Annotated in this window: 12 protein-coding genes; 4 read left to right on the forward strand and 8 right to left on the reverse strand. The window is 55.9% G+C overall.

Features of this window, described 5'->3' with window-relative positions; all coding sequences use genetic code 11:
• Positions 1-372: 372 nt before the first annotated feature.
• The gene (locus soil367_RS09075) at positions 373-1,029 is read left to right on the forward strand and encodes a type II secretion system protein N (RefSeq protein WP_136548802.1); all 657 of its coding nucleotides are present in this window, start codon (positions 373-375) and stop codon (positions 1,027-1,029) included.
• The gene (locus soil367_RS09080; RefSeq protein ID WP_136548803.1) at positions 1,029-1,667 is read left to right on the forward strand and encodes a transglutaminase-like cysteine peptidase; all 639 of its coding nucleotides are present in this window, start codon (positions 1,029-1,031) and stop codon (positions 1,665-1,667) included. The genes soil367_RS09075 and soil367_RS09080 overlap by 1 nt, the downstream gene beginning before the upstream one ends.
• Positions 1,668-1,772: 105 nt before the next feature.
• Here soil367_RS09080 and soil367_RS09085 read toward each other — a convergent pair whose 3' ends face one another.
• Positions 1,773-2,714: an electron transfer flavoprotein subunit alpha/FixB family protein gene (locus soil367_RS09085; RefSeq protein WP_136548804.1), complete on the reverse strand. Its 942-nt coding sequence runs from the start codon at positions 2,712-2,714 to the stop codon at positions 1,773-1,775.
• Positions 2,715-3,464 (reverse strand): electron transfer flavoprotein subunit beta/FixA family protein, encoded by a 750-nt coding sequence (locus soil367_RS09090; RefSeq protein ID WP_136548805.1) that lies wholly within the window; start codon positions 3,462-3,464, stop codon positions 2,715-2,717.
• Between the two features lie 671 nt (positions 3,465-4,135).
• Here soil367_RS09090 and soil367_RS09095 point away from each other — a divergent pair.
• Entirely contained in the window at positions 4,136-5,791 is a 1,656-nt protein-coding gene (locus tag soil367_RS09095) for an electron transfer flavoprotein-ubiquinone oxidoreductase (RefSeq protein WP_136548806.1), read from the forward strand.
• Between the two features lie 268 nt (positions 5,792-6,059).
• Here soil367_RS09095 and soil367_RS09100 read toward each other — a convergent pair whose 3' ends face one another.
• Complete coding sequence (locus tag soil367_RS09100) at positions 6,060-6,515, reverse strand: FKBP-type peptidyl-prolyl cis-trans isomerase (RefSeq protein WP_136548807.1); 456 nt, start codon at positions 6,513-6,515, stop codon at positions 6,060-6,062.
• Between the two features lie 180 nt (positions 6,516-6,695).
• The gene (locus tag soil367_RS09105; protein WP_136548808.1) at positions 6,696-7,271 is read right to left on the reverse strand and encodes a DUF1285 domain-containing protein; all 576 of its coding nucleotides are present in this window, start codon (positions 7,269-7,271) and stop codon (positions 6,696-6,698) included.
• 181 nt (positions 7,272-7,452) lie between these two features.
• Between soil367_RS09105 and soil367_RS09110 the strand changes: the two genes are divergently transcribed.
• Entirely contained in the window at positions 7,453-8,628 is a 1,176-nt protein-coding gene (locus tag soil367_RS09110) for an aminotransferase class V-fold PLP-dependent enzyme (RefSeq protein WP_136548809.1), read from the forward strand.
• 49 nt (positions 8,629-8,677) lie between these two features.
• Here soil367_RS09110 and sixA read toward each other — a convergent pair whose 3' ends face one another.
• The 4 genes from sixA to soil367_RS09130 all read right to left on the reverse strand — a co-directional run bounded on the left by sixA (position 8,678) and on the right by soil367_RS09130 (position 12,241).
• Entirely contained in the window at positions 8,678-9,127 is a 450-nt protein-coding gene (gene sixA / locus soil367_RS09115; RefSeq protein WP_136548810.1) for a phosphohistidine phosphatase SixA, read from the reverse strand.
• Positions 9,128-9,279: 152 nt separating this feature from the next.
• Positions 9,280-10,305, reverse strand: coding sequence for an NAD(P)H-dependent glycerol-3-phosphate dehydrogenase (locus soil367_RS09120; RefSeq protein ID WP_136548811.1), 1,026 nt, complete (start codon positions 10,303-10,305; stop codon positions 9,280-9,282).
• A 233-nt stretch (positions 10,306-10,538) separates the two neighbouring features.
• Positions 10,539-11,024 carry an STAS domain-containing protein gene (locus tag soil367_RS09125; RefSeq protein ID WP_136548812.1) on the reverse strand — a complete coding sequence of 162 codons (486 nt, stop codon included), beginning with the start codon at positions 11,022-11,024 and terminating at the stop codon, positions 10,539-10,541.
• Positions 11,025-11,029: 5 nt separating this feature from the next.
• Positions 11,030-12,241 carry a PP2C family protein-serine/threonine phosphatase gene (locus tag soil367_RS09130; RefSeq protein WP_136548813.1) on the reverse strand — a complete coding sequence of 404 codons (1,212 nt, stop codon included), beginning with the start codon at positions 12,239-12,241 and terminating at the stop codon, positions 11,030-11,032.
• Between the last annotated feature and the right edge of the window lie 259 nt (positions 12,242-12,500).

The raw sequence follows: 12,500 nt of genomic DNA on the forward strand, positions 1-12,500 counted from the left end.
GCCGGATCACTTTACGTTGGCGTGATCCGTTGGGACATGGTCTACGGCGTCTGAACCGCGTTCTTTTCCGGGATCCGGAACCGTTGGCGCCGAATGAACTCTAAAGGTACTGCTCCGGTTACAAATCAGACCACGCCCTGCTCTGGCAGTTCATTTCTGGCCATCAAAAACCATGGGCCGCAGGGTCTGGGCATACGGTAATCTCAGGGACAGAGATTGGCAACAGTCTGGGCCACTCTGTCTATAATAGACGTCTAAAACGAGATCATGTTCACCAGACTACAATTACTACAGTAGATTGTGCCGCTGTATAGTGCCATCTGACTGGTTAGATCATACACTTGTCATCACTACAGTATTTGGAACGTTTCCATGCAGGATATCCTCTACCGGGCTCCCAGACCGTTAATGCTTTTATTGGCGGCGGCGGCTCTGGTTGCTACGACATGGCAGATCTATCATTTCTGGCTGAACATCAGCGCGCCCTATACCCCGGCCGTCACGAGCGAGCCCCTTGTCGAGTCCCGGCTCCCCCGTCCCGATGTAGACCTGGCCAATATCAGTCTGTTCGGCAACGCCGATAATAGCGGCCCCGTTGAGGTGGATACAGAAAATCTCCCGGAGACCAACCTTCGCCTGGTGCTGCGGGGTGTGGGTGCAATCGTTGTAGGCACGGAAGAAAGCACGCGGCATTTGCCGAGCGCGCTCATAGAGGGGCCGAATAAAGAGACTGATTACTATGTTGTCGGCGCATCACTACCGGGCAACGCCGCGCTCAAAGCGGTCTATGCTGATCGGATTGTGCTGGATCGCCAGGGCAACCTGGAGAATCTCTACTTTCCCGAAGAGTTTGAGGCGGCAAGTTTCAGGACTGAAGAGACTGAACCTCAGACGACTGCCAGCAATTCATCCGCCCCCAACACACAGAGCGCTCCGCGGGCCGATAACCGTCGTGTTGACGAAGCAAGGAAGGCCGAAATCAGATCTCGCCTGGAGCGATTGCGAGAGCGGTTAAGATCCAATAATTAATGAAGCTGTTTCGCGTCTTTTTTTGCCTGCTCATCCTGCCGGTCAACGCTCACGCGTTTATCATCCCGGACGACCTGCTAAAGCAAGTAGCAGCAACGCATGGTCCAGATGCACTCCAACGCCTGACCGACTGGCAGTCGCTTTCGGTGGCGCTTCATGGCCTGTCGCAGCCAGACCAGCTTGAAACGGTTAACCGGTTTTTCAACCAGATCCCCTTCCTTAGCGACCTGGAGCACTGGGGCACTGAGGACTACTGGGCCACCCCGGTCGAAGCTCTCTCAACTTTCGGCGCTGACTGCGAAGACTACTCTATTGGAAAATATCTGACACTGCGTTCAGCTGGCGTGCCTGAGGATAAGCTCCGCATCACCTACGTCAAAGCCCTGGAACTGAACCAGGCTCACATGGTGGTCGCCTTCTACCCCACACCGGAGTCAGACCCCCTGATTCTCGACAACCTCATAAACGACATAAAGCCTGCGTCTCAAAGGCTTGATTTGAAACCAGTTTATAGCTTTAACGGTGAAGGGCTTTGGCTTACAAAGCTGCAGCGCCAGGACGAACGCCATATTGGCACGCCGGAGAGACTCGACCGCTGGGTGGAGTTGAACCGAAGGCTCATAGAAGGGTTGAAGTAATTTCGCCGGACCTGGAAACGTCCAGACCGAGGGCGGGGAGTGTATGCTGGAGAGTAAAAGCAAAAAAGGGATCCGAAGATCCCTTTTTTTATTTATTACCGCGAGCTACAGAACTTTCTTAAGCTCTGCTTCTAACTGCGGCACTGCATCAAACAAGTCTGCGACCAGCCCGTAGTCAGCTACCTGGAAGATCGGAGCTTCCTCGTCCTTGTTTATCGCCACGATAACTTTGGACTCGCCCATCCCAGCCAAGTGCTGGATAGCGCCCGAGATCCCCACCGCAAGGTAAAGGTCCGGCGCAACGATCTTACCGGTCTGCCCGACCTGCATGTCGTTCGGCACGAAACCAGCATCCACTGCCGCACGGGACGCGCCGACTGCCGCACCCAAAAGGTCAGCAACGCTTTCGAGAATCTTGAAATTCTCTCCGTTCTGCATCCCACGGCCGCCGGAGATAACGATCTTGGCCGAAGCCAGATCGGGACGGTCGGACTCAGCCTTCTGCTCACTCACGAAAGAGGAGATTCCCGCATCATGGGCTGCATCAACCTGCTCCACGGAGCCGGACCCACCCTCTGCGGAAACCGGGTCGAAGCCAGTTGTCCGGACAGTCATCAGCTTGATGCTATCAGCGGACTTAACGGTCGCGACCGCGTTGCCAGCATAGATCGGGCGCACGAATGTATCTTCGGATTCAACGCGGATCACATCAGAGATCTGCGCAACATCCAGCAGCGCAGCTGCGCGAGGCAGGAAATCTTTGCCGACAGTGCTGGCCGAAGTCAGCACGTGGCTATAGTTTTTGCCCAACTCGGCAACCAGGAGACCCAGGTTTTCGCCCAAGAAGTGGCCGTACGCTGCGTTATCGGCACAAAGTGCTTTAGCTACGCCTTCAGCCTTTGCGGCAGTTTCTGCGACTGCGCCGCAGGCTTCGCCGGCAACCAGAACGTCGATGTCACCACCGATCGCCTTTGCTGCAGCGATAACATTGAGCGTGGCCGGATTCAGGGTGCTGTTGTCATGATCTGCAATAACAAGGATGCTCATTTAGATCACCTTCGCTTCGTTCTTCAGTTTATCGACCAACTGCTCGACGCTCTCAACCTTGATACCGGCCTGGCGAGCTTTTGGCGGCTCGACCTTGACCATGCTCAGGCGAGGCGCAGTATCAACACCCAGATCAGCGGGAGACATGGTATCCAGCGGCTTCTTCTTCGCCTTCATAATATTGGGCAAGGAAGCATAGCGCGGCTCGTTCAGGCGCAAATCGGTAGTCACCACAGCTGGCAGATTGAGTTCAACCGTGGCAAGACCGCCGTCAATCTCACGGGTAACCTGAACCTTTTCGCCGTCAATTTTGACTTCAGAGGCGAAAGTTCCCTGAGGCATACCCGCCAATGCGGCCAGCATCTGGCCAGTCTGGTTGTTGTCGCTGTCGATCGATTGCTTGCCCAGGATCACCAGCTTCGGCTGCTCCTGGTCCACCACCGCTTTTAGCAGCTTGGCAGCCTGCAGGGACTGAATTTCTTCATCTGTCTCGACCAGGATGCCACGATCGGCGCCCAGCGCCAACGCGGTACGAATCTGTTCCTGTGCGGCTTTAGGGCCAATGGAGACCACTACAATCTCGGTGGCAATTCCCTTTTCCTTCAAACGTACCGCTTCTTCTACGGCAATCTCACAGAAAGGGTTCATTGCCATCTTGACGTTGGCAAGGTCGACACCCGTGTTGTCCGGCTTGACCCGCACCTTGACGTTGTAATCGATAACTCGTTTTACAGCGACCAGAACCTTCATAGATTCCTCGTTCATTTACGATGGATTTGTGAAAACGCTTCGTACCCGGGCTTCGGTCAGGCGAAACCAGGCGCGATGCTCCCCGCTCGGCTGCGACTGCTGGGCAGTGGCAATGAACTGTCCGTTCGCGTTTAACCGCTAAAGGACGGGGCACAGTGGCCCGAAAAGGGTCTAATACTGACCTCAAACCCATCGAGGGTCAAGGTCGGCCACCGGCCGATAAACCGCGCATGGCGGCCACGCCAAACCGATGAAGTGACACCGGGAACATATGTTGACGCGTGCGCGACCCAGAATAATCACGACTCTGCCCGAATTCAAACAAACGTTTGTTTGAAGCAACGAATGATATATCCTAGAAAACCGTATGTCATCCGGCTGCTTTGTTTAAGTGTAACTGCTTTGTTTAAGTGTAACTGCCGTATGGCGCGGGAAAAGCTTCGAACCGGGGCTGCTGCCGGGGCAAGACGTGTAACCGGGGTAAACAGAGGCCGCTGGCCCTGTTATTATGTAGACACGTCAGGATGCGGAAGCCCGGTCCGCACTGCGAAAGTACAGACCGCAATTATAAAAAGGTTCTGTTTCCGAGTTACAGTTCCCGGAACCTTTCGATCTGACCAGCGTAGTCAGAGCGGAATCCAGAGACCGATATAAGCTTGAGGAGACCACACGTGGAACGCGAATCGATGGAGTTTGACGTCCTTATCGTCGGCGCTGGCCCTGCGGGCCTTTCCGCGGCATGCCGTATTAAACAGCTAGCCGAGGAAGGTGGACAGGAAATCAACGTCTGTGTCGTTGAGAAAGGCTCCGAAGTCGGTGCCCATATCCTTGCCGGTACCGTTTTCGAACCCACCGCGCTCAACGAACTGTTTCCCAACTGGAAAGAGCTGGGCGCCCCCCTGAACACGCCGGTCCTCCGCGACGACATTTTCCTGCTGAAGAGTGACAACGGCGCGACCAAGATCCCCAATGCCTTCGTACCCAAGAACATGCATAACGAAGGCAACTACATCATCAGTCTGGGTAACTTGTGCCGCTGGCTGGCCGAGCAGGCCGAGGGGATGGGTGTTGAAGTCTACCCAGGCTTTGCCGCAGCCGAAGTGCTCTACGACGAGAACAATGTCGTCAAAGGCATCATTACCGGGGACATGGGCGTCGCCAAAGATGGCTCTGAAAAAGATGGCTATATGCCCGGCATGGAATTGCGTGCCAAGTACACGCTTTTCACCGAGGGCTGCCGCGGTCACCTGGGCAAGCAGCTGCTACGCAAGTTTAACCTGGACGAAGGGAAGGATCCGCAGCACTACGGCATCGGCATCAAGGAACTGTGGGACATTGACCCTTCCAAACACGAGCCGGGCCTTGTCGTCCATACCACCGGCTGGCCCCTGAGCGACAGCGGTAGCACCGGCGGCTCCTTTCTCTACCATCTGGAAAACGGACAGGTTTACGTAGGGCTGATCACAGACCTTTCGTACTCCAATCCGCACCTGAGCCCTTTTGGCGAGTTCCAGAAGCTGAAGACCCATCCGGAGATCCGGAAGTATCTTGAGGGTGGTAAGCGCGCCTCCTACGGGGCACGGGCGATCACCAAGGGGGGGTTCAACTCCCTGCCGAAGATGTCATTCCCGGGCGGACTCTTGCTCGGCTGTGATGCCGGCACACTCAATTTTTCCAAGATCAAAGGCTCTCACACTGCCATGAAATCGGGCCTGCTGGGTGCCGAGACCGTGGTCGAGGCGCTAAAGGCCGGAAAAGACGGTGAGGAACTGACGAGCTTTGCCGAGAAGTTCAAGAACAGCTGGCTTTACAAAGAGCTTTACGAAGAGCGCAACTTCGGGCCGGCTATGCACAAGTACGGCAACGTTGTCGGCGGCGCAATTGCGTTCTTCGAGCAGAACATTCTGCACCGCAGCCTGCCTTTCACGTTCCATGACACGACGCCGGACTACGCAACCATGAAGTCGGTTGACGAAGCCAAGACGCTGACTTATCCCAAGCCGGACAACGTGCTCACCTTCGACCGTTTATCTTCGGTGTTTATTTCCAATACCAACCACGAAGAAAACCAGCCGGTGCACCTGAAGCTGAAGGATCCGTCTATACCGATCCAGCACAACCTGCCCAAATACGACGAGCCGGCACAGCGCTACTGTCCCGCCGGTGTCTATGAGGTTGTTGATGCCGATGACGGTAGTGGCAAGCAGTTCCAGATTAACGCCCAGAACTGCGTTCACTGCAAAACCTGCGACATCAAGGACCCGGCACAGAACATAACTTGGGTGACGCCAGAAGGCGGCGGTGGCCCCAACTACCCCAACATGTAGACGCTACGCGTATAAGGGTCTTGCGAACCGTAATTGGCAGGATCTGATCACCTCAAAACGGTCCGCTCGCGGACCGTATTTTTTGGGCGACTCAGCGGGCTGTTATGCATTTCCTGCATAGACGACCTTCCAGAAGACGGCAGCTGCCAATGCCAGATTGAACGCCGGTCCATAATGGCGGTTGGCTGCAGAATAAAAAAGGCGGCCTGAGCAAGGCCGCCTTTCTGGTGTAACCCGAATCAGGTTACAAGGTGCAGAGCCAGACCATTTAGTGGACGTGGCCGTGCTCCACTTCTTCCTGGGTGGGCTCCCGCGTGTCGAGAACTTCCACGTCAAAATGCAGGGTCTGGCCTGCCAGCGGATGATTGGCGTCAATAACGACGTTATCCTCTGCAACCTCCACAACACGGACGATCTGCGGTCCACCGGGGGTCTGTGCCTGGAACTGCATGCCTGGCTCGATTTTCTCGACGCCTTCGAAGGCCGAACGCGGAACCGGCTGCACCAGCTCTTCATTCACTTCGCCGTATCCTTCGCTGGGTTCAACCGAAACCTTGGCCTGGTCGCCCTGCGCTTTTTCGTTCAGCGCAGATTCGAGTCCGCCGATGATGTTCTGTGAGCCTTCCAGGTATGTCAGTGGCTCTCTATCGCGCGAGCTATCAAGAACCTCGCCCTGATCGTTGGTAAGGGTATAGTGAATCGTTACAACGCGCGGTTGTGACATGGTGTCTCCTTGCTGTCGCATAATCTTTTCGAACGATGAATGGAGAGGTAATCGGAGTTATGCGTGTTCAGCAACACTGGACAGAGGGACTCGCGACCACCAAGCGGTCAACTGACGCTATAACGCCAACGACAATTTTAAGTGAAACGGCCGGGTCTTTAAACCCGGCAAGGCCGGTAATCAGCCCGCATTGCCGATCGGGTAAAAGTTTCCCGCACTAAATACACCGAGTTGGCCGGCATGCTCGCCTTCCCCCTCCAGGGCCAGCGACGCCAACTCGTAGAATGTCTGACGCTCAATCAACGCATCGAGATTCCGCCGCACCCGGATATAAGGTGAAGGTTCGTCCTTGCCTGCCCCGTCTACCCACAGCGGGTGCTCATCATCGACGCGAAGCCGATCACCCGTATTGGTAGTGAGCCAGAGCGTCTGGCCCGGGCCCTCGCCTTCCCGCTCCAGACTGTGAGCCACAAACGGGGCATCATCTACGGTGATACGAAACTTTTCGACCGGTGTCACAAGATAGTAGGCGCCGTCGTCGTCAAGCTTGAGAATGCTCGAGAAGAGCTTCACCAGCGACTGCCGCGATAGCTTCGTGCCCTGGTAGAACCAGTCTCCGTTCCGCGCAATGCGCATGTCCATTTCTCCGGAGAAATCCGGGTTCCATTTTTCAACCGGCGGGATAGCGCGTGACTTTCCCAGCTCCTGCTCAACCTGTTCTGCCAGACGATCTGGTGTTGCGGCTTGCTCAGTCATTGCGAACCTCGTGCCTGTGAAAAGCTCTAGTGCCCCGGATAACTCAAACATACGCCTCGCAAACGCTTTTTCAACCCTTCCTGGGCTTTTTGCATGCCGGACGGACCCGATTTTATAGCCAGACCATTGAGTCATCAGTGGCGCGACATTTAAAGTCGACTATTTGGAAAGGAATAGGCAGATGGAACTTACCTTCGAATTCCCCCATGATCCGGGCCTCTGTTACCTCAACCATGCCGCAGTAGCCCCATGGCCGCGTCGAGCGCGAGATGCGGTAGTTCGTTTTGCCGACGAAAACCTGCGTCAGGGCGCACGGGCCTATCCACACTGGATTGAGACCGAGCAAGCACTCAGGCGGAATCTGGCCGCGCTCATCAATGCGGCAGGCCCCGAGGATATCGCGCTGGTGAAGAACACTTCGGAAGCACTGTCGATGGTTGCTTACGGGCTAGCGTGGGAGCAAGACGATGAAGTCGTCATTACCGACCAGGAATTCCCGTCAAACCGCATAGTTTGGGAGTCACTGGCCAGCTGCGGCGTTAAAACCCGCGTTGCCCGACTGGGCGGGCCAAACGATCCCCAGACCAGCGCGCAACGGGGTCTTAAGGACGGCAGTCAGGAACCGGAAGCCGCCATCGAAGCAGCGGTGAACGAGCGGACGCGTCTCGTTTCCATCAGCTCAGTACAGTATGGAACAGGGCTCAAGCTTGATCTGAAGCGCCTCGGTCGCTTCTGCCGCGCCCGTAACGTTCTGTTTTGCGTTGACGCCATACAGAGCATCGGGAGCCATCCGGTCGATGTTGAGGATGCCTGTATAGACTTCACTATGGCCGATGGGCACAAGTGGCTGCTGGGCCCAGAAGGACTTTGCCTGTTCTATGTGAGACCGACGCTCAGACATCAACTCGCGCTGAATGAGTACGGCTGGCACATGGTTGCCGATCGCGGCAATTTTGACCGTAAAGACTGGACTCCCGCGGACGACGCCACGCGCTTCGAATGTGGCAGCCCCAATATGCTTGCGGCGCATGCACTACGTGCCAGTACAGAGTTACTGCTGGAGGTCGGCATGACAGAGGTTGCAAAGGCCATCGAACAGGCCGTTGATGCCTTGCATGATGAACTCGAGCGAGTGCCGGGTTATCAACGTATTACGCCTGATGACCCTAGCCGCCGGGCCGGTATTCTGACGTTCCGCCTGGCAGACAGGGATAATGAGGTTATTCAGAAAAAGCTGATGGGCAAAGGGGTCATCTGCGCGTACCGTGGCGGCGGTATCCGCTTTTCACCACATTTCTATACGACGGACGCAGTGATTGCGCAGGCCGTCGAACACCTCAGGTCAACGCTCGATTGAACATCAACACAACCACAGCGGACTTCAGCTCGACCGGCACGCCCATGATTCAGGGTAAAAAACGGTGGCGGAATTCGCCACAGCCTGCGGCGGCAATGTCCATTTCCAGGCATACAACCTGGCTGGTTGAAAATCCGTAGCTGCCCCGCCCATCGACGAGAATCGCGAAGAGTTCGCCAACCAGCGGCATATGGCTGACCAGCAGCAAAGGTTCGGCTGACGCATACTGCTGCAGTGTTTCGATCAGGGCAAGTGGGTCACTTTCGGGGACGAGACTGCCGAACGACTTTATATCCAGGCCAAACCCTGCTGCGACGATGTTCGCGGTCTGCTGAGCCCGAACAAGCGGGCTGCTCCAGACGGCCGCAGGCTTCCAGCTACTCTTGGCCATCTGCCCTGCCACGCGCTGGCATTCGGCCTGGCCTCGTGAGGTAAGGCACCGCTGGGCGTCCACTGCATGCGCCCCGGCCTCTCCGTGGCGCATAATCATCAGCTTCATGTCGCTGTCCCGTGCGGTTGTGGGTTAATCGTTCACCCCGGAAAGTTCAGGATTCTGTCCGGGCCAGCTCCTGCGCCGTGTAACGCCGATCGAAAGCAAGCCAACCTGAGCAACGGCCAGCCAGACCAGGACTGCGTTTGCACTTCGGCAATTCAGGCCTGACGCGGCAGAATGAATTCAACATCTGAGTTCTGGGCCGCAGTCATCAGGCCTTTGATCACTTGCTGAATCGTCATGTCGCTATAGAGTATCTCGTGAAGACCACGAACCAACGGCATTGGTATCCCCAGTTCCTGGGCTTTCTCACGCACCAGTTCGAGTGTATTGATACCTTCAGCTACCTGCCCCAGTTCTGCAACAGCCTGTTCCAGCGGTGTACCTTGGCCGACGGCATAGCCAACACGAAAATTACGACTCATGGACGAAGTACAGGTAACGAAGAGATCGCCGACGCCCGCCAGCCCGAGGAAAGTAAGCGGGTTAGCACCAAGCGCGACTGCGAAACGGCTCATCTCCGCAAGACTGCGGCTTATGATCATCGCTTTCGTGTTTTCGCCCACCTGCAGCGCAGCCGCCAGGCCGGAAATAACGGCATAGATATTCTTCAGTGCGCCGCCCAGCTCCACGCCATACATATCAATGTTGGCATATACCCGAAAATAACCGCATCCCAGGAGTCGCTGGGTTTCTTCACGGACGCGGGCGTCTGGTGAGGCAATAACGGTCGCTGTCAGCTCCTTCTGCATCATCTCACCGGCGAGATTAGGCCCGCTGAGCACCCCAACGTGGGTCTGTGGCAAAGCCTCCACCAGGATCTCGCTCATAAGGCGGAAGCCTTCACGCTCAATACCCTTGGTGGTGCTGATAACAATCTGCCCGGGTCGAAAAAATGGCCGGGTGTCAGCGACGAATGGCCGGAAAGCCTTGCTTGGCAGTGCCACAAAAATAACATCCGCTGTCTCAAGCGTTGCCTGTATGGCAGTCACGGGTTCGACAAGGGGCGACAGCGTCAAACCGGGGAAATAGCGATCGTTGCGCCCGCTCTCGCGAATTGCCTCCGCCTGGGCGGCGTCCCGCATCCATAATTTGACAGCGTGGCCATTACCCGCGAGGACCTGGGCGATTGCGGTTCCAAAACTGCCCCCGCCGAGCACAGCGATTTTATTGTTATCTGACATGGACTATCCGTTGAAAAGTTTAAACAGAACAGCTGAATTCCAGGTTATGGGCCAGGCGGTGCCTGCTGTTCGGGCTTTTTTGAGACTTGCTTCTCGCTGTTTGCCTATTACCCAGGTCCAGGCACTACGGCGTTTATAGTTATCGGGCCAATGGCTATTGAGCCTATGGTTATCAGCCTATGGCTATCGCGCCTTTCGCGCTTCGGCGACATTGCCTGCAGACTTCCGGTGTCTCAGTCTTCGCACTCCAGCGCCCGTACCAGACTTTTGAACTCTTCCCGGTTACGGCTGTTCATGCTCATAAGAACTTTATGCGCCTCAAGCACTTTCTCTCTCACCTCCCGCTCGCTGGCTTTGAGTAACGGAATCTCTTCCAGTTCCTCAACAGAAGTCGCCAGCTCATTGACAATGATGAATATTTTTTCAAAGCCCATAGAGCGAACGATTCGGGTAACGTCGGGATTGGTGGAGATGAGGGTAGGCAGGAAATTGCTTCTTTCTTGGGCAGCCAGCGCAATCTTTGCAAGGAGACCGAGGGTGGTGCTATCGATAACATCAGTTTCTGTCAGGTCTATGACGACTGTACGAAAGCTGGGGTCACCCACCATCGTGTCGATGATGCTGTCCAGCGTCGAGCACAGGTTCAGGCGGATCTCCCCGATAAACTTGAGCACATAGATGCCCTGGCGTTCCGCTTGGAGAATTTTGTAACTAGCCATTTTACCTAACAACCTCTTGGCGCCTCCGGACGTTCGGCCGCGCCATCGGTAACTGTAACAATCGCTATATCGTCGGGCAGTTCGCTGATTTCATCCAGCCCCAGGGCCGCGCTCAACGACGCGATAGTCTGACGCCCTGATGACACTAGTTCAAGTAAGAAACGCTCCTTTTCGTCGAGGGTTTTGGCCTCAATGACTTCCAGTATCCCGTCCGAAAACAGCACCAGGCTGAACGGGTCCGGGAGGGGCACCTGGATAATCTCCCACTGCGGCTCAGCGAACAGCCCTACCGGCAGGCCACTACCTTCGAGAAATTCCGCACGTTCCGCGGATGCCAGGATGGGTAGAGGGAAATGAGCGCCCACCACGTAGTGGAGCAGCCGTTCGCGCATATCGATAATGCCCACGAACGACGTGAGATGCTTCCCTAGCCGTGTATCCAGCAGCTCTTTATTGATTCGACTGAGGAACTGGTCTGGAAACAGGACTTCGTCGCTCGAACCGCGCCTGAGGTTGCGCTGCAGCCGGTTGGTCAGGTTTTTCAGCAGCACCGTGACAAAAGCCGAGCTCGCCCCGTGCCCCGAGACGTCGGCAATGTAGACCAGCACCCGGTGATCATCGATCGCGAAATAGTCCAGGAAGTCTCCGCTGAGGTAGAGCGAAGGCTTGATCAGGTAGTCCAGGTTCAGACTACCGAACTTACGGTTGTGTTCAGGCAGCATTTTAAGCTGAACCTTGCGACCTGCGCTCTGGTCCGCCCTGAGTTCCGCAATACCTTCGCGCAGGTCTGCGTTGATAACCTCAAGCTCCTGCCGATAAACCTGATTGAGGCGGTTGACGCGCACGTGCTCGAAGAGCTTGCCGAGCACCTCGTCAATATTGCTCTTCAGTCCCAGCGGCTTTGTAATAAAATCTGAAGCACCCGCCCGCAGGGCTGAGATAACGTCGTCGGCCGTTGTCGCTTCAGCGTATGCGATGATCGGTATACGCTGCTCTTCAACCGCACTCAGCCGGCCCAGTTTACTTATGGCCTGGGGCGTCAGATCGGCAAAAATCATGTCAGGCGGGCGCTCAGCGAGCATCGCCTGGGCACCGGCAAGGGTGTCATGGCAGGTCACGTAGAATCCGCGGCCTTCCAGGTAGCGGGCGAGCTCCCGCTGGGCCGACTTATCCTTGTCAATAACAAGGACCCGCTCAGTTTGAGGCTTTTTGGACATCTGTCGGGCTAACCACCTGATAAAGAGGAAACAGCCATTTTTTTAAAGCACCAGCGCCGATTTTTCGCTATTACAGTCATCAAGACATCTGGCGCGGTAGTCGCTAACTCCACCTGGAGCTGGTCGCGAAAGAGCTGAAACTCGTCAGCTCCCGTACATATTCGACCCCTGCGACACAGGTTACAAGCTTAGGCGCCAAGTTTAGAGTTTGCATCCTAAAGCCGCTGAGTCTGGGAGATAGGCCCGGACTGGGTTAGGC

Origin of the sequence: Hydrocarboniclastica marina, assembly GCF_004851605.1 — a bacterium.
In the GTDB taxonomy this organism is placed as follows: Bacteria; Pseudomonadota; Gammaproteobacteria; order Pseudomonadales; family Oleiphilaceae; genus Hydrocarboniclastica; species Hydrocarboniclastica marina.

Coding starts and splice junctions, on each gene's coding strand:
- soil367_RS09075 (WP_136548802.1), top strand. CDS start 373: ATGCAGGATATCCTCTACCGGGCTCCCAGACCGTTAATGCTTTTATTG.
- soil367_RS09080 (WP_136548803.1), top strand. CDS start 1,029: ATGAAGCTGTTTCGCGTCTTTTTTTGCCTGCTCATCCTGCCGGTCAAC.
- soil367_RS09085 (WP_136548804.1), bottom strand. CDS start 2,714: ATGAGCATCCTTGTTATTGCAGATCATGACAACAGCACCCTGAATCCG.
- soil367_RS09090 (WP_136548805.1), bottom strand. CDS start 3,464: ATGAAGGTTCTGGTCGCTGTAAAACGAGTTATCGATTACAACGTCAAG.
- soil367_RS09100 (WP_136548807.1), bottom strand. CDS start 6,515: ATGTCACAACCGCGCGTTGTAACGATTCACTATACCCTTACCAACGAT.
- soil367_RS09105 (WP_136548808.1), bottom strand. CDS start 7,271: ATGACTGAGCAAGCCGCAACACCAGATCGTCTGGCAGAACAGGTTGAG.
- soil367_RS09110 (WP_136548809.1), top strand. CDS start 7,453: ATGGAACTTACCTTCGAATTCCCCCATGATCCGGGCCTCTGTTACCTC.
- sixA (WP_136548810.1), bottom strand. CDS start 9,127: ATGAAGCTGATGATTATGCGCCACGGAGAGGCCGGGGCGCATGCAGTG.
- soil367_RS09120 (WP_136548811.1), bottom strand. CDS start 10,305: ATGTCAGATAACAATAAAATCGCTGTGCTCGGCGGGGGCAGTTTTGGA.
- soil367_RS09125 (WP_136548812.1), bottom strand. CDS start 11,024: ATGGCTAGTTACAAAATTCTCCAAGCGGAACGCCAGGGCATCTATGTG.
- soil367_RS09130 (WP_136548813.1), bottom strand. CDS start 12,241: ATGTCCAAAAAGCCTCAAACTGAGCGGGTCCTTGTTATTGACAAGGAT.